20 protein-coding genes are annotated in these 22,036 nt (G+C 46.5%); 4 read left to right on the forward strand and 16 right to left on the reverse strand.

Going from position 1 to position 22,036, the window contains the following annotated elements:
* Nucleotides 1-42 precede the first annotated feature (42 nt).
* From ACR32F_RS27905 to ACR32F_RS27940, 8 genes are all read right to left on the reverse strand, one after another.
* A complete protein-coding gene (locus ACR32F_RS27905) occupies nt 43-1,599 on the reverse strand; it encodes a glycoside hydrolase family 32 protein (RefSeq protein WP_440112832.1) in 1,557 nt (518 codons plus the stop codon).
* Between the two features lie 41 nt (nt 1,600-1,640).
* Entirely contained in the window at nt 1,641-2,471 is an 831-nt protein-coding gene (locus tag ACR32F_RS27910; RefSeq protein WP_440112834.1) for a carbohydrate ABC transporter permease, read from the reverse strand.
* Nucleotides 2,468-3,352 (reverse strand): carbohydrate ABC transporter permease, encoded by an 885-nt coding sequence (locus ACR32F_RS27915; RefSeq protein WP_440112836.1) that lies wholly within the window; start codon nt 3,350-3,352, stop codon nt 2,468-2,470. Before ACR32F_RS27915 ends, ACR32F_RS27910 begins: the two co-directional genes overlap by 4 nt.
* Before the next feature lie 146 nt (nt 3,353-3,498).
* A complete protein-coding gene (locus ACR32F_RS27920) occupies nt 3,499-4,824 on the reverse strand; it encodes an ABC transporter substrate-binding protein (protein WP_440112838.1) in 1,326 nt (441 codons plus the stop codon).
* 209 nt (nt 4,825-5,033) lie between these two features.
* Complete coding sequence (locus ACR32F_RS27925; protein WP_440112840.1) at nt 5,034-6,014, reverse strand: LacI family DNA-binding transcriptional regulator; 981 nt, start codon at nt 6,012-6,014, stop codon at nt 5,034-5,036.
* Between the two features lie 103 nt (nt 6,015-6,117).
* Nucleotides 6,118-6,561, reverse strand: coding sequence for a FixH family protein (locus ACR32F_RS27930; protein ID WP_440112842.1), 444 nt, complete (start codon nt 6,559-6,561; stop codon nt 6,118-6,120).
* 17 nt (nt 6,562-6,578) lie between these two features.
* Nucleotides 6,579-7,031, reverse strand: coding sequence for a disulfide oxidoreductase (locus ACR32F_RS27935; RefSeq protein WP_440112844.1), 453 nt, complete (start codon nt 7,029-7,031; stop codon nt 6,579-6,581).
* 126 nt (nt 7,032-7,157) lie between these two features.
* Nucleotides 7,158-7,475 carry a winged helix-turn-helix transcriptional regulator gene (locus ACR32F_RS27940; protein WP_440120038.1) on the reverse strand — a complete coding sequence of 106 codons (318 nt, stop codon included), beginning with the start codon at nt 7,473-7,475 and terminating at the stop codon, nt 7,158-7,160.
* A gap of 158 nt (nt 7,476-7,633) precedes the next feature.
* Between ACR32F_RS27940 and ACR32F_RS27945 the strand changes: the two genes are divergently transcribed.
* Nucleotides 7,634-8,266, forward strand: a complete 633-nt coding sequence (locus tag ACR32F_RS27945; protein WP_440112846.1) for a nitroreductase family protein — start codon at nt 7,634-7,636, stop codon at nt 8,264-8,266.
* A 60-nt stretch (nt 8,267-8,326) separates the two neighbouring features.
* On the opposite strand, the gene ACR32F_RS27950 is transcribed toward ACR32F_RS27945, so the two are convergent.
* A complete protein-coding gene (locus ACR32F_RS27950; protein WP_440112848.1) occupies nt 8,327-9,952 on the reverse strand; it encodes a copper amine oxidase N-terminal domain-containing protein in 1,626 nt (541 codons plus the stop codon).
* A gap of 328 nt (nt 9,953-10,280) precedes the next feature.
* On the opposite strand from ACR32F_RS27950, the gene ACR32F_RS27955 reads away from it, so the two are divergent.
* Nucleotides 10,281-10,487, forward strand: a complete 207-nt coding sequence (locus ACR32F_RS27955) for a hypothetical protein (RefSeq protein ID WP_440112850.1) — start codon at nt 10,281-10,283, stop codon at nt 10,485-10,487.
* An 18-nt stretch (nt 10,488-10,505) separates the two neighbouring features.
* Here ACR32F_RS27955 and ACR32F_RS27960 read toward each other — a convergent pair whose 3' ends face one another.
* On the reverse strand, nt 10,506-11,381 hold the full coding sequence (locus ACR32F_RS27960) for a phosphotransferase (RefSeq protein ID WP_440112852.1): 876 nt from the start codon (nt 11,379-11,381) through the stop codon (nt 10,506-10,508).
* A gap of 424 nt (nt 11,382-11,805) precedes the next feature.
* Between ACR32F_RS27960 and ACR32F_RS27965 the strand changes: the two genes are divergently transcribed.
* Nucleotides 11,806-12,504, forward strand: a complete 699-nt coding sequence (locus ACR32F_RS27965) for a stalk domain-containing protein (protein ID WP_440112854.1) — start codon at nt 11,806-11,808, stop codon at nt 12,502-12,504.
* Between the two features lie 71 nt (nt 12,505-12,575).
* Here the strand turns inward: ACR32F_RS27965 and ACR32F_RS27970 are convergent, their stop codons facing one another.
* From ACR32F_RS27970 to ACR32F_RS27980, 3 genes are read right to left on the reverse strand one after another with little or no spacing between them, the layout of a single operon-like run.
* Entirely contained in the window at nt 12,576-13,268 is a 693-nt protein-coding gene (locus tag ACR32F_RS27970) for a hypothetical protein (protein ID WP_440112856.1), read from the reverse strand.
* A 4-nt stretch (nt 13,269-13,272) separates the two neighbouring features.
* The gene (locus tag ACR32F_RS27975; RefSeq protein WP_440112858.1) at nt 13,273-14,319 is read right to left on the reverse strand and encodes a hypothetical protein; all 1,047 of its coding nucleotides are present in this window, start codon (nt 14,317-14,319) and stop codon (nt 13,273-13,275) included.
* A gap of 52 nt (nt 14,320-14,371) precedes the next feature.
* Complete coding sequence (locus tag ACR32F_RS27980) at nt 14,372-16,066, reverse strand: DUF6138 family protein (RefSeq protein WP_440112861.1); 1,695 nt, start codon at nt 16,064-16,066, stop codon at nt 14,372-14,374.
* Nucleotides 16,067-16,432: 366 nt separating this feature from the next.
* On the opposite strand from ACR32F_RS27980, the gene ACR32F_RS27985 reads away from it, so the two are divergent.
* Nucleotides 16,433-16,675 carry a DUF7662 domain-containing protein gene (locus ACR32F_RS27985; protein ID WP_440112864.1) on the forward strand — a complete coding sequence of 81 codons (243 nt, stop codon included), beginning with the start codon at nt 16,433-16,435 and terminating at the stop codon, nt 16,673-16,675.
* Nucleotides 16,676-16,897: 222 nt separating this feature from the next.
* Here the strand turns inward: ACR32F_RS27985 and ACR32F_RS27990 are convergent, their stop codons facing one another.
* The 3 genes from ACR32F_RS27990 to ACR32F_RS28000 form a co-directional block, all read right to left on the reverse strand.
* A complete protein-coding gene (locus tag ACR32F_RS27990; RefSeq protein WP_440112867.1) occupies nt 16,898-18,550 on the reverse strand; it encodes an extracellular solute-binding protein in 1,653 nt (550 codons plus the stop codon).
* A gap of 141 nt (nt 18,551-18,691) precedes the next feature.
* Nucleotides 18,692-20,284, reverse strand: a complete 1,593-nt coding sequence (locus ACR32F_RS27995) for a response regulator transcription factor (RefSeq protein WP_440112870.1) — start codon at nt 20,282-20,284, stop codon at nt 18,692-18,694.
* Nucleotides 20,259-22,019, reverse strand: a complete 1,761-nt coding sequence (locus ACR32F_RS28000) for a sensor histidine kinase (RefSeq protein ID WP_440112873.1) — start codon at nt 22,017-22,019, stop codon at nt 20,259-20,261. The genes ACR32F_RS27995 and ACR32F_RS28000 overlap by 26 nt, the downstream gene beginning before the upstream one ends.
* Nucleotides 22,020-22,036 lie beyond the last annotated feature (17 nt).

The following is a 22,036-nucleotide window of genomic DNA, read 5'->3' on the forward strand; positions in this document are numbered from 1 at the left end:
TTGAAGTATACTTCAAGGTCAAGGTCGTTTATTTTTAATTTTTTAATGCGGAACTCGTAAATCCCATTTGCGAAACTCGGTCAATGTGCATGTTCCCGACGAGAAAGCCTTAATACCTGTCGAGTTCGGCCCAGGGTATATCCGCCCTGTCATCACCTGCTCTCCCTGCTGAATGAAAACTTCAACCGAGCTGACATCCACAAAAATATGAAGCTCCAGCTTCCCGTCACGCAGTTCCACTGCCGTAGCTCGTTCGCCGCCCGGCCCTTGCCCCGCATGCTCGCGATTCAGGCATAGACGGCGCTGCTCTACATCATAGGAAATCACTGTCTCTTCATCCTCACCCGTGCGCAGTTTCAACCCGAAGTGCTGTGCCTGCTCCGCTTCAAATAAAGCATGCAGTTCATAACGGTCTCCGCTGACTCCAAGATCATGTTCACCACCGTTTAAACGTGTACCATAATACTCGGTGCCTTCCGACCTGTACTGTCTAAGTTCGGGAAGAGGCTGGAATATCAATCGCTCTCCCCTCCGGATCAGTTGTCTTGGCAAAGTCATCGCACCAGCCCAGGCATGGGACTGTTGTGTTGGGATTTCAGTTTCCCACGTATCCATCCAGGCCACCATAATCCGGCGCCCCTGTGCATCCTCCATCGTTTGAGGTGCATAAAAGTCGAAGCCACAGTCCAGCGGAACATATTGCCCGTACTCCAGCACACCCTGACCTTCATCCAAAGTTCCCATCATATAAACGGTGGAATGCAAGTTGCGGTAGTTATCTCCCTGAGCAGGCATGCGCTGCGGGGACATGATCAGCACATCTCGGCCATCCAGTGCAAACAGATCGGGACATTCCCAATTGTCTCCCAGAGTCCCGTCACTCTGGGCCAAAATGTTAACATAACTCCAATCCAGCAAGTCCGTTGAACGGTAAAGCAGAATGACTCCTTTGCCCGCAGCATCATTCGATCCAAGGACGCAATAGTACACCCCGTTTCGTTCAAACACCTTAGGATCACGGAAGTCCTTCGTACTCGTATGCTCCGGAATCTGATCCAGTCGAATGACCGGATTCAGCGCGCTTTTGACAAAATCAATCCCGTTGTCCGATACAGCGATATTCTGTGTCTGCCGGTAATCGTTATCCTTGTCCGGTCCAGTTACGACATGCCCCGTGTACATCAGCACCAGCTTGCCATCCTGAACGATTGCACTCCCGGAGAAGCAGCCTCCACTGTCGTAGCTCTGATCAGGCGCCAGTGCAACGGGCAAGTAAGACCACGTAATCAGATCACGGCTCACCGCATGGCCCCAGTGCATCGGCCCCCATACCGGTTCGTAGGGATAATGCTGATAGAACATATGATACATCCCGTTGAAGTATATGAAGCCGTTGGGATCATTCATCCAGCCTACCTCTGGCATCAAATGATAGGCCATGCGATAGGTTGGATCCACCTTATGTCGATGCTCTTTGATGTAAGCATTGGCCCGGGCGAGCGTGTAACTCCCCTTCGTCTGAGTCGAGGGATTCATAAGTTCAAGGTCTGTCTCTTGCCTGGAGTCTGTTTCCTGTTTCGCGTATGGTCTCTGGTTCATATGTCCTTCACTCCTGTCTCTCTATATCGCACAAACTGAACTTATTTGATGGCCCCTTGCATTACACCCTGAATAATGTACTTCTGCGCAAACAGGTAAACGATCAGTACAGGCAGCAGGGTCAACACCAGACCAGCCATCAATGGACCGTAATCCACCGTGTAGGTTCCATAAAAATAAAACGTGGATAGTGGCAGCGTCCGCTGCTCGGATGAAGTCAGCACCAGGGAAGGCAGCAAAAAGTCATTCCATATCCACAATACATTCAGTACGCTAATCGTCACAGTTGTTGGTAGCAGCACGGGCAGTACGATGCGGAAAAAAGTCTGCACTCTGCCGCAGCCATCCATTAAAGCCGCTTCTTCAAGCTCTAGCGGAATACTTTTGATAAAGCCATGGTAGATAAATACAGCGAGCGGACTGCCAAAGCCAATATACATGTAGATCAGCGACCACTTATTATCCAGCAGGCTGAGTGAGCCATATATTTTAACCAGAGGGATCATAATGGCCTGGAACGGAATAATCATCGCAGCTACCATCAGGAAAAAGAGATATTGATTCAGCTTGCTGTTGTGACGAACAAAGTAATGTGCTGTCATCGCCGCAAAGAGAGCAATCAGTAATACGCCTGCAACGGTAATCAGCAATGAATTGCTGAAGGCGGATACATAACCCATTTTGTCAAACGCATTGACGTAATTGTCTAATTGAAATGAACCCGGTAAGCCGAGCGGATCGGAAGTGATCGCCTGGTTAGCTTTGAACGAATTGACGATCAGAAGTACAAAAGGAAATACAAACAAAATCATCACGACGATTAGTACAATAAACTTCACCCAGTTCAGAATACGTGATTGTCCAGCCATCATGCCTCGACCTCCAGTTTTTTGCTGAAATAGACCTGGAGCAATGTAATGGTGGCTACAAGGATAAACAGGACAAATGCTTCTGCCTGACCCAATCCGTAGTCACGAGCAAGGAATGCCTGCTCATATACATGCATGGATACCATCTCAGTGCTCTTGAAGGGTCCGCCGCTGGTCAGGGAGACGTTCAGATCGTACACCATGAATCCCCGTTGCAGTGACAAAAAGATACACACAATAAACGAAGGAACCATCAGCGGCAATACGATTCGCGCTAACATCTTGCGGTTACTTGCCCCATCAATGCTGGCTGCTTCCATAACATCCTTCGGTACATTCATCAGTCCTGCAATGTAGATAACCATCATATAACCCGCATACTGCCAGACTGTCACCACAATGAGCGCCCAGAACGCCTTGTCTGGATCAGCCAGCCAGGAGGTAGAAAACAGAGAGAGGTTCATTTTTTGTCCTGCAAAAACAAGCACCTGATTAAAAATAAACTGCCAGATGAAACCAAGTACGATCCCGCCCACCAGATTCGGCAGGAAAAATCCAGCCCGGAACCAGCCCTGTGCCTTCATTCCCCGGGTCACTACGTAAGCCAGCAAGAAGGCTACAGCATTGGTCAGCACAACCGTAATAAATACATACTTCAGCGTCATCCCGAACGATTTCCAGAACACGGTGTCCTTGAACACACCGATGTAATTATCCCAACCAACAAAATTTTGATCGACTGCAATGCCATCCCAATTCGTAAACGTCAAATAAATACCATACAAAAACGGAATAATCATCACCGTAGCAAACGCAAATAATGTCGGGGCAGTGAAGATCAGGCGAGTGCGCAGACGTGCCCATAATCCTTTTTCGGTCAGCATTGTCATCCTCCACTCTGTCCAAATGATTAGCGTGGCGGTTATGCCGGAAACATGTCGGACAGACCTCGTGTGGAAGCTGTCCGTTCATCATCTCCGGCGTACCGCGAGTTTCTCTCTATGTGATGCACAGGGCTAACATTAATTCTTTATTTCACGTTGCTCCAGTATGCCTGAATTTCGCTGGCAAGTCCGGCGCGATCGATGACGTCAGCCAAATACTTCTGCATGGATGCACCCAGTTTGGACCAGTGATCCGCAGGAAGTGTACTCATTGATTCCTCGATTTTGCCTGCCTTGATATATTCGCTAATGGATTTGCCAAGCGGATCGGTTGGCTCCAATGTAATGTTGCTGAATGCCGGAATAATACTGGCTTGATTCACCAGGAAATCCTGACCTTTTTCGTTATAAACGATCCAATCCAAAAATTTCTTCGCAGCTTCCTGCTGCGCTGGTGTGCTCTTTTCCTTATCCAGCAATATTCGTTTGGATACGGCAGCAGAGATTTGCGTATTACCGAAATCATCCGGATTGTTGCTCACAGGTACCGGGAGGAAGCCGTATTTTCCATCTGCTGTATCAAAGCTGGAAATTTGCGGCCAAGCCCAGTTACCCTGGAACCAGATGCCAACCTCACCCTTGCCAAGCACCTCAGGTCCACGCTCATAGGTTCCGGACAGTGGAGAAGCCTTGTCAATATTGTAGGTTTTCATTAGATCAAATGTATCTAACAAGCCATTAAACACGGTGTTGGAAGCAAGGTCCACTTGACCTGCCTTCAGATCAGTAATGAATTGATCCACCTTTGTACGGTCCGGCGACTGCCCACCATATGCAAGCCCCAGATAATGCGCACCAAGCGACCAATCCATCGGAGATACAATCAAAGGTGATTTTCCAGTAGCGGCAATTTTTTGGAACAGATCCTCAAGCTGTGCAGTGGTCTGTACAGACTTCGGATCGAATGTACCCCCTACCGCCTGATCTAATACATTCTGGTTATAGATGAATCCATATCCTTCAATAGAGAATGGGAAAGCATAGTTTTTGCCATCAAACGTTGTAGCCGCTGTGCTGTTCTCCACAGCATCCTTCATCCAAGACTCGGATGTGAGATCTAGAACACGATCCTTGAATTTCTCGACATCCCCTGTATCCAGCATCATCATCGTTGTAGGGCTGCCGGAGGCATATAAGGCAGACGCTTTTTCAAACGGAGACTGTCCACTTCCTACAGGTACAATTTCGAGTGTGATATTTGGATTTTCGGCATTGAAGTCCTTAGCAGCTTGCTCCAGCTGACTGTTAATTTCCGATTTGGAATTGAGCATGGTAATTTTGACACTCTCACTGCTGCTGCCCTCAGAGGAGGAGTCGGACTCCGTCGCTGCTTTACCTCCACATGCTGACAATACAAGCATTATAATCAATGACAATACCGATAATTTCATCCATTTCCGTTCTCTTTTCATCTTGTCATGCCCCCTGATCGATAGTATATAAGGAAACGCTTACAATACGAATTATAATGTCAAAGGTTTGACATGTCAATCGTTTGACATAAAAATCAAAAAAAATAATGCAGCAGGTAATCCTTAGCCCATTCCCCCTCTCCATCTGGCATAAGAGAGAAGTTCAACACCTATGCTGCAAAAGTTATGATAGGAAAAAACGACCTGAATCAGGTCGTCTCTCTCTCCACTATTGTAACCGGCAAAATATGTTCCATTCCGATCTGCTCACCTGTGATCTGACGCCGAATCAGATCAATCGCGAGTTCAGCCATGGCCTCCACCGGCTGCCTGATCGTTGTAATGCCAGGCATGGTATACGATGCTGCGCGACTGTCATCATAGCCCACAATGGCAATATCTTCGGGTACCTTGCGCCCGCCTAACACGATCTGCTTCAGCGCATGTACCGCCATCAGATCACTCGTTACAAACAGCCCATCCACCTCCGGGTGCTGTGCAAGCAGCTTATCCACCAATTCCGTATACTGATGCTGATCGAACACATTCAGATCGGTTTCATGAATCATGACCGGCTTAATTCCATGAGTCTGCAATGTATCAACGAAACCTGTCGTTCGGCGATTGGACAGCATTTGCAGTTCCAGATTACCGCAGATATGAGCCACATGCCGTCTGCCCTTCGCCAGCAACAATTCAGCCGCCATAACCCCTCCGCGATAATTATCAGACGAGATAAACGGGATGTCCTCACCAATCTTGCGATCAAAGGTCACGATCGGGGAATGCAGATTCATATACTCATCGACTTCCAGCGTGTGACTTCCCATAATAATGCCGTCTACGCGGTTACCCTTGAGCATTTCCACATATTCACGCTCTTTAGAAGGGTCCATGTGAGAGTTGCATAGCATAATTTTAAACCCGTTCTGGTAGGCATGATACTCGACATAGTTGGCCAATTCTCCAAAAAACGGATGTGACACATCTGGAATAATCAAACCTATAACGTTTGACTGCTTGCGCAAAAGAGAACGGGCGATTTCATTGGGGCGATAGTTCAGTTCGTCCATGGTTTGATACACTTTATCCCGAGTCTTCTGACTAATGTACCCCCGGTTGTTTAGTACACGTGAGACGGTAGTTACAGAAACTCCTGCCCTGAGTGCAACATCATGAATTGTTGCCATAACAGCCTCTTTTCCTACATCATTCTTAAATATTAATATCATTAATTATATAGTATAAACCTATTTAGTCCCCCGAACCAATCGCCATACCACCCGCGGCTCCTTACTCCGCTTCAACTGTCGCTCTGGGCATACTGTGCATAGCTTCATGTGTTACATGAGCCTGAATTACATAAGTACCTGGCCGTTCAAAGGTGTACTGTACCTCATAGATCCCCTTATCCGCTTCGTTTGCCGTTAAGGCGCCCTGTTCCTCCAGCTTCTCTGCTGTCATCATGCCTTGTTCCGGTGACACCGGGGCGGGTTCGTCAAGCTTATTCCAGATCTGAAATTGAACATGATCTGCATCGCTTAATGGTGCACCCCCCTGTGTAAGTTTTACCCCCAATGACACAGGCTTATGGAGAGACACCTTGTCCGGTACACGGAGCTCAACTTTAATCATCTCCGGCATCTCACCAGACTGGGACTGCTCCTCATAGGAGCACCCCACGGTCAGGAGGACCAGAACGATGAAGGGCATGAACCAACGGGCTTGTCCACTCATCAACCATCTGTCCTTTCTTATGAAGAAGATTTTGGTGTTTTGCCAATACCCCACAGCATCACGATGATGATAATAAAGGCAATCAGAGCCAGCAGCGGAATAGTGATGAATCCAAACCAGTTCAAATAATCCGTATAACATGGAACCTTGCCGCATGCCACGGCATTGCCTGTAGCCGAAAAAATGCGCTGGATTGTTACATGATATAACGAAATACCGCCACCGATAAAACTAAGCGGAAGTACATATTTGGTGATGCCCGCGTCATCTTTAAAGTAGGCAATGCCCAGCAGGATCGTTAGCGGATACATGAATATGCGCTGGAACCAGCACAGATCACATGGAAGGAATTCTTTAATTTCGCTAAAATAAAGACTTCCACCTGTTGCAATCACGGAAACGGCCCAAGCAACAAATAACCGGGTATCCACACTTCTCGCCGGACGCTCCGTTTTTGATGATGTACTCATTCCTCTGTCCCCCTCTTCGTTTTGCTCATACCAAATGATCATACATCATTCTGGACTACATCGGCTATTCAAGCTGTTATGTAAGTCATCACTCGATGATTATACCAAATATTTGAACTTTTGGGTTCATTCATGGTCACAATGAATATGTTCATCCTTTTTCATTCCTTTTTTCCTTGCGTACGTATTTCCCCAGTCACACATCGTGTTCAAAACCGGAACAAATGATCGTCCGAGATCAGTTAAACTATATTCTACTTTTGGCGGGACCTCCTTGAATATTTCCCTACGAACAAGTCCATCGCTCTCCAGCTGTTTCAATTGATCGGTTAAAACCTTTTGCGTGATCCCAGGTATCAATTCATAAAATTCTTTGGTTCTTACCGATTGTTGACTCAGAAAAAAAAGGATAAGACACTTCCACTTCCCGCCAGCGATATCCATGAAAATATTTATTCCGGTATTATATTTAACCAATGTGCCGTCACTCCCCAATAGATACTTTAAAGTGGCTATACCACCTTTTTGTGCGTTATTTTCGTATTTGTTATTGCCTACTATAATTCAAGGGAGCCATAAATAACAACGATGGAGATGATTTTGTGAGTGTACAAACCATTTTGGAAAAACGACGTTCCGTTCGTCATTTTGATTCAAGTTATACGATAAGCCCAGTGATTCTGACATCCCTCATTGAATCTGCAAGCAAATCCCCAAACGGGAATAATATTCAAGCCACCCGGTACCTTATTATTGATGATCCCGAATTGCGGAGCGCATTGCTGCCTATAGCCTATAATCAACAACAGGTGATGGATGCTTCAGCTTTGGTGGTCATGTTGGGAGATTATCAGGCATTTGAGCAAGATAACATCATCAACATTCACGAAGAAGGCTTCCAGTCGGGATTTTTTGATGAATCACTCAGAGATTATCTGGCGAATGCTGCAATACAATACTATGCAAATAAATCCGATGAAGAGCTGAAGTTGGAATTAACCCGAGATGTGAGCCTCGCTTCGATGTCATTCATTCTGCTCGCAAATGAAGCCGGTTTCGAAACCATCACCATGTCAGGTTATGATTCCGCTCAATTAAAAGCCAGTCTGAATATTTCCGAGAGATACTTGGATGTCATGTTGATTGCTGTTGGCAAAGGTACAAAAAATGGACATCAAACGGTACGTCATCCTGTGCATAAAATTATGTATCGAAACACAATTACCTCCTTATGATAACAAAAAGAAGCTGCCGTATGGGGCAGCTTCTTTTTGATTTACGTTATTAATTACTTCTTATTTCATGGATTTGGTCAGTGTGATAGAGCCATCCTTCTGTGCCCATTTCACGTCCCAGTTCAGAAGTTCAGCAATGAAACGCAGGGGTACTTGCGTACGTCCATCTTTGTTCACAAATACAGTTGCACCCACGTTTTTCTTCACGCCGTTAACTTCCATCACATTGTTGTTCACCCAGAATTTCAGGGTATCCTTGCCAGCCATTACCGTTACCTGTTGTGCTTTTTTGTCCCATTTCACCGTTGCACCAATGCCTTCACTCAGGAAATGCAATGGGATGTAAGTCGTGTTTTTCCAAAGTACAGGTGTGGTGTCCATGCGGGTTGTTTTATCGTTAATTTTCAGCTTTTTGCTGTTCAACTGCATCCATACGGTTGTCATTTCTGGCGCTGGTGCAGGTGTTGTTGGCTCTTGGAATTTGTCGTTGAATTGAGTCACGATCGCATTACCCAGGGCTTGACCTACACCGAACATCACTTTGAAGCCTTCACGGTTTGTTGTGTACGAAGCATCATAGTTACCTGCTGCATATTGATCCAATACATTTTGGACTTGATTTTCATGTGTCGTCAGCGCTTGTCGTCCTGCTGCTTTTGGCAGATTGCCTGCTGTTGCCGAATCCAGGAATGTAGCAAACTCTGTTGTGAATCCATCAATACGTTTCTCTACTGCTGCACGAGCAGTGGCATCATTGTTTTTAACAGCTTTTACATAGTCGCTTTGTGCATTTACATGGTTGGTTACCCAGATTTTCTCGAACACATTGGCACCATCGTTACCATAAACGGAAGCAATCGCTGCTTTGAAATCAGCTGTGTTTCCAGCTTCGGCCGTAACCAGTGCGTTCGAAGCTGCTGTACGTCCATCAAATTCCTCTTGCATCTGCAAAGCCGAGAGAGCAAAGTGTTCGGATGCCAAGTGGTTCAATGCAGATCTCAGATCAGCTGCTTTCGTATCCGCTTTGCTGTTCTTGAATTTCTCAGGCATTTGTGTGGTGATTGCCGTGGAGAGTGCTTTACTTACATCGAACATTTCTTTGAAGCCTTCACGATAGGCTTTGTATGCATCCGCATAATCTCCAGCTACATACTCATCGAATACTTTTTGCACCAGATCTTCATGTATTTTAAGCGCCTGTTTGGCTGCTGCTTTGGGCAGTTTGCCTTCCGTTGCTGTGCTCAGGAATGTGGCGAACTCTTCCACAAAACCATTAATGTTTGCCTGTGCTTGTTTGATACCAGCTTGGTTGCCCATTTTGGTTGCTTTGACGAGATCGTCCGTATATTTGTTATGGGCGCGGAAGATGCGTTCGAATTCTTTGGCACCAGCATCACCGTACAGGGAAGCGATCGCCGGCTGCATATCCAGTGCATTTTGGTCGAGTGCTTTATAAGCTGCATCTGCATCCTGTGCTCCGTCATATGCTTTCGCCATTGCAGTTACTGCGAGTGCAAAGTGTTCGGACAACAAGTGGTCCAGATTCGCTCTAAGGTCAGCGGCAGGTGTGTTCACGGAAGCTTTCATCATCGTCATCGGTGTCTGTGGTGCAGAAGCCGCTCCTGCGATTCCTGGCATCAGAAGTGTCAAGCTCAGCATGGGTGCGATAAATTTCTTCATTTTCATTACGTGTTCACTCCTCGATTATGTTTTTTGTATCATTTCTTTCCTCGTCGTCTTCATAGGGTGTAACGCAGGGTTCTCCATTCTGGATCACTCTTTGGGCAAAAAAAATTCGCTGCCTCCGTTCAGGAAAGCCGCGAATGCCTGTTACATCAAGGTTTATCTCGAATTAAAAATTTTAAAAAATAATATTTTTTTCCTCATTCAGAACGATATACATCCTGTAAGATAAGTGCTTTATTTTCCTATATTTATCAATAAAAGCTTACATCCAAGGTTATCCTGGAGTACAATGAATAGAACCATTCATTTCATTTAAGGAGGTCAACTCATGACTTTGCTACCCTATATTTTAATTATTGGTATTGCCCTGTTCGGTGGGATTGCTACGATGATTATCGGGAACTCCAGAGCCAATCAGACCAGCAACCCCGAATACGACCGCAGAACAAAACAAAACCTGAGCAAACTTACATATGTATACGTTGGTGCCATCGTTCTCGGCATGGGCGGCCTAGTCCTCTATTTAGTGAACTGAGCAGTCCTAGCCTAACTCTCAGCAAAGTACATGTATGAACTTTTTCAGTAATTCAAGGTTTCGTTGTACATATGGGATGGTTTGGCTAACCATTCCCCTCTCTCTTATTAAGGCTAACAGGCCACGTACCACCCACACATGCATCTGTTCGTATAAGCTCTTCCTGCTCCATGAAACACTCTCCTGTGTATACCCCTGCTCCAATTGATCTGCAATCTCTCCCAATTCGCTCTCTGTAACAGATGAGGACAACGAGGAAGTCAGTGCGGCTGCCAGATCAAAATGAATATCCCCCCTCCTTGCTTCTCCAACATCGATAATGTAAATGTCCTCCTTTGTGAATAACCAATTCCAAATGCCAAGATCCCCATGAATGATTGCTATAGACTCTGCCTTGTATCCCAAGCATTGCTCTGTATGTTCTTCCAGTGAATGTATACATTTAGATGATGAGGACGTAACTTCTCTGGACACTTCACTCCATAATGTAGGTAAAGCGAAGCGATCCGGCTGTTTGGCAATCTCAAGATGACTCGTCACACGATGAAAAAGGGAGAGCACTTGACCTAACCGAACGAAGTCCACGTTAATTGGGCTACGCGGAAGCACATTCTCGATGTAAACCTGCAAATTATACATTTCTTCCTTGTATGTGATATATGGAAGGCTATCCTTCGCAAGTACCATGGTTGGCGTAATATTTACGGGTGCCAATGCCTCATACATTTTATATTCAGCCCATGCCTGTTGTTCATTCCTCAGTTTACGTAGCACAAACTTCCCGAATCTAGCCTCGACCAGCATCGCCTTCGACGTATTGCCTTGTTGTATCGGATGGCCTCCTAGAATGGTGCCAATGTCGTAACCTTTTGCCACAAAATCGATGTTTGGCATGACTTCCCCTCTTTTCCTAGCCCTTGTTAATGATCTATTTAATGGACAACATAATATCTTGCCGCAGACACGCACATGTTTACAAGTTGGATATAATTCAGAATTATTCTGGATATGTTCAGCGGGTAATATAAAGCCATAAGGACAGCAACCCATTACAAAATAACAAACGATATAAGTTGAATCTGACTTTTACACCATAACAGAGAGGGCAGAACCACTCTGAAGAAGCGGAGCGTTCGCCTAAAAGCTTTCTGCAAGAAAGCTTCATCGGAAGCATACGCTATCCCCGTATTTCCCCCCTTATATAAGGATTCAAGAAAATCTGGGGATAAGAGCGATCGGAAGATGGTACTGCAATCGGAGTGGCTAGTGTAAATACCCCAGGTCAACTTATATACACAACTTGAAGGAGAGATATACGATGAAAAAAAACCTGAAGAAATCCGCAGTAACGATGATGGTACTGGGCATGACATTAACAGGAGCAACGGGTGTATTCGCTGGTACTCAGCTGGAGAAGATCTCGGCGTACCTCAATCATGGTATCAGCTTCAAAGTAGATGGCGCCGCCTATTCACCAACCGATGGGAATGGCCAAAAACTGGCGCCAATCACCTACAACAACTCAACCTATCTGCCTGTTCGTGCCATTGCTGATGCGCTGCATGTACCTGTATCGTATGACGGCAAAAAAGGACAAGTGATCATCGGCGATGCCAACACCACTCCTTCCACGCTAACCAACATAACCTACAGCGCAGCACAAAAAGAAGCCATGCAAAAAGCATTTGCACAGTTTGATGGTTTCGAGACAGCTTACGCTCCCCAGCACATGATTGCAGGTGATACGTTCAAAAGCGTAGGCGCTGGCGGCGACGGAGTTAGCTTTATGTTCAGCCATATGAAAGTGGATGTGTCTCCGAGAGATTATTCGTTCGGCTACAATAGCAAAGACGTAAAACTGTCCAATGGCGTAACTGCCAAATGGTACACACCGGATCAAACCGACATGCTCACATTCAAAATGGATGATCGCTATGTTACCCTCAGCTCGCCAAATAACGCATTGACTCACACACAGTTGGAGCAAATGGCTGTATCTGTACAAAAAGTGAAATAACATAAAAAAACATATGAAACACACATCATTCTGTCCTTCCTAATGAAGGCAGATTCGATGTATGTTTTGTCCTATCCAAGACGATGGTGAAGCATCCAGTAATAGCGATGCAGATCCATAATAAAATGAAATACAACAAACGCCAGCATACTATACACACACATCAATACAACAGCAACCGTCTGCTGCGTGACAAAAAAAAGAGAAATGTTAGCCAGCATGTAGCCTGCTCCGGTCAGAAGAGTTAATGCCACGACAGGCATTTTGGCGTTTCCACCCTTTTTTTTGCTATGGGGAGACTGTTCCAGTTTACGCAAATGAAACTTCGAGTACTTAAAGAATGCAAAGCCATACATGGTAACCGAAACAATGGCATACCACGGTGTCGTGAGTGCCAACATGCCATAGGCAAACTTTTGAACAATTAAGATAAAGCTCAAAGAACAGACGACCCCAAATACACCGCGAAATAAGACATAATTCAGTTGCAGCCTACGCGGCGCCACGATGAGGACTATGGCCCATACGTTCATAACTGCCAGAACTGGCAGGAGAATATAAGCATATAAAGGCTGAAATGGAACACTGAATATGGGTATAAGTAGACATAGGTTAAGAAAGAATAGCACCAGCGTACCTGCACTGAAGCGAATGCTGTCCGCCGCATAGAAGACTAAATACTTCTCCAATGCATCCTGATGATAGGATGTTCCTTCATATCTGGCAGAGATATCGGTATTACGTGATGATCCTCGATCGCTCATTCCATCACACCTTCAGATCCGTTAAACGAATTATTCTCCTATAGTACATATAATCAATCATGTCCTCCCAATCCATATCGTCGGCATTTCCGTCGCGATAATAGACCGCAGCAGCGGGCAGAAAACCGACCAATGGCCCCATACCACCACAGATCATTCCCCCACCATCCCCACCTTTCGGCATCATTTCTTGTTCATGATTGAGTGTAAGTTCATACTTATATGGATCTCCGACAAACTGAATGCCAAAAAAGTTAGGCTGCTCCAGATCATATGGACGGTCATCCTCCTCAAATAAAAAAGGGACCGGCTCTGTCGATTCATTCCCAATCCCCTCCACCCCTTCAAGGCTTCCAAAATGCTTCAATTTCATCGTGTAGTCAAAACTGTCCCCCCAGGGAAATAACGTGCGGCAGCCACCGCCGTACAGGTACTCCCATTCATCTTCTGTAAGTAAGCTAAAACCAACTTTTGCTTCTTCGTCAATTAAGTACTCCAGCGTCAAATCTTCATTGAACCAAAATATCTGTACTACCTCACCTTGGCGAACCAGACGAAACTGTTGATGCAGTTCATATTGGTTCAGATCGGACAGCTTGAATTTCTCCAACTCTTCTGCAAAAAAGGCATTTTCCTGCGCCATCGCTTCCGCTTCCGTCACTTCAATCCAGCCAAGTGAATGGTTGCTGCACTCCACCAACATTGGAGCAATGTCTACTTCCCTAACTGGAGACATCTGGCTACTTAAAAAAGAATCCACATCCTCCACACCATACTCACTGACAATCTCTAGTAAGTCCGCAGAAGTTTCCTCGTTCATTCCATTCTGCCAGCGATCCCAGCCGAGCGTTACACGATCACCAGGAACAAACACAAATCTCTCCTCATCATAGGAAAATACACCTGTCACGATCCACTGATCGAATCGTTCAAACGTCTCCAATCCCTCATAATTCATACCTGCTGGTAAATGACTGATTATGCTACGTAACCATTCGTCTTTTTCCTGAGCCGATAAACCTTCCCACATCCCACGATTCAATTGTTTCATCACCCCTCCACCTTTCCCATGCCTTTCTGTTGAATCCCTCACTACCCTGCTCCTATTTCCCTGCGGCCTGCAACAACGTGAGCAGCCATTCCTTCCGTCTTCCCTCAGCCTTGCGTGCCAGTGTTGCAAGTTTCTCGACCTTGCCAAAAATAGGATACAACACACGCTCCACCTCATAGCTTTCGAGTCCTTGAATTTGTTTCGTCAGAAGTTCAAGCTTCTCATCACTTTCCAACTCCGGTTGGATCTTCAGCTTTAGACCATCCGTAGAACGGCGCAAGCAAGCCACTAACGCAGGTACAGCACTCGCCGTTACACCCTGTTTTTCCACGAAGGCAGCTGTAAATTTATCCTGAATCAACTGATGCTCATCATCCACTTTGCCCATGTAATATTCAACCAGAGGAAAATAGCGCTCATCCACGAGCCCTAGCCCAAAGGTTGCATAACTGCCCGGCATACCGTTCTTCTCGCCCTCGGTATCTGCGTAAAATTCGTACTCTTCGATAGCCTCACGTGCATACTCTTCAAGAAGTGAATGCAGCTCCGGGTACTCCAGTGCGTTGGCAAAAAATCGGTGGGTATCCGACTTGGCAAGCCCTTTTACAGGCAAATACTGCTTCACGCTGGATTTGAGCTTAATCTTGTAGCTTTTCGGGAAACCCTGCTTCAGTAATCGAATAATAAAAGTAAGAGCCTGTTCATAGGCAGATGCTTCTTCCTTACGGATGATGATTGTCATGATGGAGAACACATCGTTGGCTGTGCACTCCACCAGCTCATTTTTCACATGAATATCTTCCTTGGCATAGGTTCCGCTACCTTCCGTCATCATGCGTACCGCACGGCTACTGCCCAATTGTTTGGCCAGTTCCATGAAAGTAAGTCCTCTCGGTTTACCATAACTGGGCTCGAAGCGGAGGATCATGACAGCTGCATACAATAACAGATCGATAGGCTGGGACAACTGCTCCTGGTTCCCGTTCCCGTTCTGAGGCTCGCCTTGCTCCAGTGCTGCACCTGGTTTGAGGATGTACTCATTCGCACTGTATGCGGAAGGCTGCACATCATAATATTGTGGCAAAAATTGCTCCTCTGCCCATGCCGTCAAGGCATGGATGATATCACCTCGATGTTCCGCAAGTGCCTCCTGCCGCCCTTTGTTCAACTCCTGAATCCGATCATATTGAGCTATAGTCCAGGCTACATCCAACTCAGGGAACAGCTTTGGATCAAGCAGATGATGCGTCAAAAAGAAGGATTCCAGTGGCTTCGTTGGATATGTACCATGTTCCAGCTTCTTGTCTATATAGGTATGAATACGCTCAAGGAGCTGCTGCCTCTTCTCTTCATGGATAGATTCAAGCAATGTCAGTTGCAGCTTCCCTTCGGTTGTAGGGAATTTCCCGCGGAAAGTAAATTGATAGTCAATCAACGGTGTGTCAGCCAGCTTGTCCACTCTCCCCTGAACAACCTCTACAAGCTTAGGCCCGATCTCGTTACGTATCTGTTCCTCGGTAAAGGGTCCTGCCTTCTTTGAATTCAAACCGTCATCCAAACCAAGATCCACACTGTCTACCGTGGTCCGTCCAGGTCTGTAATCCAGCACAATATCATTGAAGATGCCCATTTGCAGCTTGGTTCGCTTCACAACACTTTCCAAGTCATCCCGCTTTTCCTGTTCATCAAACCATCCATGGATCGCCGTAATCATCTCTTCTATGGCCTGATCATACAGTGTACTCATCTGATTTCCTGCCTTCCCATACATCTAATGTTCAACAACCACACTTGAACCTCTATGATTCCCGGATCAATCCGAGGCATCTATGGTATAAATACGTATTGACATTCGTATATTACCTATTATTTTACTCTCTCAAGTACACCCGGAACAATAAGGCTTATGCACGGTTGTTCACCAGTAAAAGAGATCTACGGCTATCTTTCATATCTATGTATCCTGTATATAAACAGAAAACACCGGAATCAGGCGTTTCCCCGCCCAAATCCGGTGTTTTCACGAAGGTTTTCTTCCCTCTACGATGTTCTCTCGCCATCATCATTCCCACGTTGTATAATAATTTTATTCCTTTTCAGGAGGTGTGAATCAATGAGTTACAGTAAATACTTCCCTTTGGAAAACTATTTGAATCAGGTTTCAATCACCCTTACATACTCAGAGCTTGAGGAGATTCTCGGATTTAAGTTACCCCCTACAGCGTATAATCGCGAACAATGGTGGGTGAATAATTCCATGAATCATACACAGGCACTATCCTGGTTAAATGCCGGATGGAAGGTGGATAATGTGATTTTAGGAAAGAACGTTACTTTTGTCCGCTGCGAGTCATAGTCGATCATGTGCTTACTTGCACTGATGGTACTCGTCATTTCAGGTTCAGTGTCCTTAATAGATATTTTGTTCGGTATAAAGGATTCGGGTGAAGGAATCCGATTATTGGTTACGACTTCAAAGGCTCTATTTTTCTTATCCTTGTTGTTTTTTGTAATAAAAATGTCTACTAAAAAAGCAGGGTAGACTGATAATAAATCAGTTCTAACCTGCTTTTGTTTATTAATTGACCGTCTTATACCATTCGTTCACTTCGGCTGTAATATCATCCCCGCCCATGGACTTCCACTTCGTCACAAACGTATCAAATTCCTCAATGCCCACTTGACCATAGATGATCTTGCTAAACGTATCCTTCTCCAGCTTGTCGATCGCGTCCTTCTTCATTTTCATCGTCTCGGTCGGTGCCCCCGTGAACTTGTTCTTAATCGCGTTATCTTTATTCGCAACGACCACTTCAGCGGCCGCAAATACTTCGGGTTTGTTGGCAATTTTCGTATTTTTCTCAAAAGGGGTCTCCGGCTCTTTGCCCTTCGCAAGTTCCGCCAGCGTATCCATCATGAGATTCGGAATCCGTGCACCATCATACGTAATCGTATATTTGAGTGGTGATACACCATCCTTCACCTCAGCTTCACCAACCACTTTGCCGTCCACGATGTCATAGTCATATCCTTGCGCAAAGCCATGTTCGAACTCGCTGCCCACTTCCGGGTTGGCAAAGTTGTCGAACAGATAATTCTGATACGTGAAGAAAATCTCCGGGTTCGCCATGTCCTTGTTAATCAGCACCACCCCGTTGCTTGCCCCAGAACCATGTTGGTGGCTCTCGCCTGTTGGCCCGGTAGGTAAAGCAATGGCCTTGTACGTGGCACCGTCCACATTTTTCTTCACATCATCAATCGGCCAGTTTGGCATCCAGTGTGGCCCCACGATAATGCCAGCTTTGCCTGCGGTGAACAGTTCTGCTGCCTTGATCTCGTCATAGACACCCGCTTCTTTGGGCAGGTAGCCTTTGGACAACCAATCTTTCATCGTCGCAAGGCCTTCCTTCACACCTGGCTGGATGGAGCCATATTGCAGCGTTCCGTCTCCGGTATCATTCCACTGTCCAGGCATTGTGTTGTACATGCCGAAGATCCAGCCCGATTCTGTCATCCAGGTATTGAGCGCATTCTTCATGCCCACGGTCAGACCATACGTATCTTTCTTACCGTTCCCATCCGGGTCTTGATTCGTAAAAGCATCCATGACCGTAACCAGCTCATCCATAGTTTTAGGTTCTTCCAGTCCCAGCTTCTTCAGCCAGTCTTCACGGATAAACATGACCGAATCACCATTGTACGCATAATCGAAGATCGGAATGCCGTAACGCTCTCCCTCATACATGTACGGATACCATTCCTCCGGTGCCGATTCAGATGCCTGTTTCCATGTGTCCGAAGCATATTGGTCAAACAACTCGCCTGCATTGGCAAATTTGCCGGACTCAATTAATTCCCGGACCAGATTGTAGTCTCCCCGAATGGAGACGATATCCGGCAGTTCCTCGTTAGCGGACAGAGACAAGCGCAATTTCGTGTAAAATGCATCATTAGTTACCGATACAGCCCACGGTGTGGTCAGATCAATGCCAAGTCGTTCCTTGGCCCATTTCGTATGCACATTGTTCTGTGCCGTTTCCCCGTTCTTGAATTTCGTATCATCATTCCAAGCCCGCAAATAGCTCATCTGTACCGCCGGTTCATACTTCCCGTCTTGCAGTGCAAGTGGTGCAGCCGCTTCCTTGGCCGGTTCTTCCTTGGTTCCCGAACTGCATGCCGTTACAGCAACCATCGTGATTGCGAGCAATGCCGTCATCATTTTTCTATACATGAACAAACCCCTCCTCAGGTAACTTGGATACCCTTCAGTGCCAAATGCGCCTTCTGCATTACATCACGCACCTTATATGAAAAGGATAGTGCAGCCGGGGAGGCAAACATATATCACAATTTCAATGTTCATATTGATTTGTTAACCGTTCCGAAAATCCTGCGGGGTCAGTCCATAATGTTTGCGGAACACCTGAATAAAATAAGGCGTGTTATTGTACCCCACTTCCTGACCGACTTCATAGATCTTCATCGCCGTATGCTTGAGCAAATGAACTGCACGTTCCATTCTGGAACGGATAATATAATCACTAATGCCTTCACCTGTGGATTGTTTGTACATTTTCGACAGATATACCGGGTGCAGATGCACCTCTCCGGCAATGACCTGCAACGATAGATCCTCGCCCAGATGATGGTCGATCCATTGCTGCACCTGTCTGATGAGGGTTGATCCGGCATCCTGTCCCGCATCCCTCACGCTCTCAGCCCACTGCTGCATCACACATCGAGTCCACGTTTCCAGACTGCGCAGTGAGATGCCATAGCCGTCCTTGAGCAACTGCTGATACTGCTCACCAAGCACTTCAGCTAACTGTCTGCCTTCCCGATGAGCCATATACGAGAATGCCGCCGCCAAATAATGAAAAGCCACATACACATGCTCTGGGAACACACTGTTCGATAGTTCGGCAAAGATCTGATCAATCTTACGGTGTGCATCCTCCATGCGCCCGGCTTCCAGTAACGTCGTCAGACCAGGCGGTTCATACAGCGCTGCAAGTGACTTCAAGGTGGCCCCATTGGAGCCTGCTGCCGCATTCAGATGCAATCCATTGCCTGCCTCTGCTTGCTTGCGAAGCGCACTCACGGCTTGATGATATAGCTGGGGCACCTGATCTGGAAAACGTCCCATGCGACTAACGGACAGAGAAATGGTCGCATTCAGATACTGCCTCACACTGTGAAGCAATCGTTCTCCGAGTCGTCCCATTAGCATTTCAGGTTCGGCTTGAGTTTGTTTTGGACTAGCCATGAAAACCAGATCATCGTAGGCGTCATCTGTATGACAGAGATGATAGGTACTGCCGTAGATCTCCTCCACCACATTCGAGATGGCGTACTTCATCAGTCGAAATGCTTTATGTGTAGGTTGATGGTCATCATATCGAATGAGGAGCAGCTGCATTTTATCCTGTGGACGGAACCCAATCTCCAGTTGCTCCAACTTGCCTACAAGTTCGGCATCCGCAAATTTATGCCCTAACAGTACATCCTTCATCAACTCCGCCCGCCTCTCCGGCAGATGTTCCCTTACCGAATACATGGCCCGCTGATGCAGCAATTGTTTCTCACCCTCCAGGCGAATCTGTACTGCGGCCTGCTGTACAGATTCGATCAGTTCTTCATCCCGGACCGGTTTGAGCAGATAACTGACTGTCCCATGTTTGAGCGCCTGCTTCGCATAATCGAAGGAAGCATGCCCCGATAAAATAATACATTTCGTCTGTTCCCACTTTTGCCGGATATGACTGACCAGATCCAGACCAGACAGACCCGGCATGCGGATATCCGTGATAATAATATGAATTGGATATGCTGCCATACGTTCCAGGGCCTCTTTGACCGAATAGGCTTTGAATACCTGACCAATTCCGTGTTCTCTCCACGGTATGGAGACAGCAATTGATTCTACTGCTGAATGTTCATCATCTACCACCATCAGATTCATCATACGGTTGTTCCTCCTCAAACCATCGAATTTCTACACTAAGTCCACCGCAGGGAATCGCCCCAAAATGAAGACCGGATGACAGACCATATCGCGTAATGAGACGCTGGTGCACATTCCATGTGCCTGTTCCAATCTCCTCACCCATCGGTTCATTGATCTCCCGTTCCAATTCCGCAATCTCTTCCGCTGTCAGCGTGACACCGTCATTGTCAACAAACAGGCTATATCTTGTATATGTCCGACCCTCAATATGTTCGGGTACCGCCATACCCGTTACGATGACATGCCCACTGCCCTCCATCGGCTCAATGCCATGGATCACTGCATTCTCTACGATTGGCTGAATGAGCAGCCGCGGAATGTGGAGCTGCATCAGTTGCTGCGGTACGGCAATCTCGTAGGTCAGCCGGTTGGTCCGCATCTGTTGAATGGACAGATAATGATTCAGCAGCCGGATCTCTTCTTCTACTGTCGTCATGTCATTCTCGCCTCGCGTAATATAGCGATAGTAGTCACCCAGGCTTAGCGACATGGCAATAACCGCTTCACGGTTGCCGAGCTGGGTCATATTTTTGATATAAAACAGGCAGTTGTACAAGAAATGCGGATTGATCTGTGATTGCAGATGCTTCAGTGTTGCTTCCCGTGAGCGGATACGTTCCTCGTATACCTTCTCGATCAGTTCCTGAATCTGCTCCGCCATATGGTTGAAGCTCTGGGTCAGGTACGCAAATTCATCACGGGAATGATCGACTGGAATTCGTGTGGACAGCTGCCCTTTGCGAATCTGCTGCAGCCCTCTCATCAAGCGATGGATTGGCACCTGAACTTTTCTATACAAGAGCAGTGCAGCCCCGATACTCAGCACGAGCAGTAACAGAATGGATGTAATAAACATATTCCGGCTCTTGTCCATTGGGTTCAGCAGATCATCCAATACCACCGGGTTCACGTATACTGCTTGCAGTTGTTTGGAGTGCACGTAACTGACCAGATATTGCTTGTCGCCCACCTCCAGCTGATGATTACCTTCCCTCTCCGGTCCGTTAAAGGGGATATCCCGCATGATCGCTTCGACCAGTTCGGGGTCCGCAGTACGGTTCAGCAACGGCTCATTGCCCGGTACGAGCAAGAAAGGATCTCCTCCCTGCGTCTCTTTGAAATCATCCAGCATGGCAACCATGTTCATCGGGTCAAAATTAATCTCCATCACCGTTCGCACGCCTGTGTTCACCGGTTTTTCATTCCACTCGTAGTTATCCGTGAAAAAGTAGGTGAAACTCCCCTGCTCCAGCTGCCATTGGCCAGGTTGCGGAAAGGTCAACATCTTCTCATCGTAAACCGTCCGGCTGGACATGGTGGATAACACAAGTTCCGCCTGCGGCAGCACAATGGTAATATCGTTCTTCCAGCGGCTGGTGGACTGGTACAATGATAACTTGTCGAGGATATCCAGATAGATGCTGTTTTTCTCATATTGGCTGGTTGAGTCCGTCATGTACCGGTAGTGCAGGATACTGGGATCTCGCAGCAATGTCAGGCCATACAGCGAGAGCTGCTCGATATTTTTATCCACCTGGGAACTGAAATAATTGAACTGGTTCAGACTCGACTGCTGTTTCTCTTCAACGACCATATCCACATTTGCCTGGTTCGCGTATGTATAGAGCAGCAGAATGGGTACCAGCAGGCAGATTAAGAGAATGACCGTCTTCGCAAATACTGTGAATTTCATCGTTTCACCCTGTCCCT

Origin of the sequence: Paenibacillus hebaui (assembly GCF_051934385.1) — a bacterium.
Lineage (GTDB): Bacteria > Bacillota > Bacilli > Paenibacillales > Paenibacillaceae > Paenibacillus.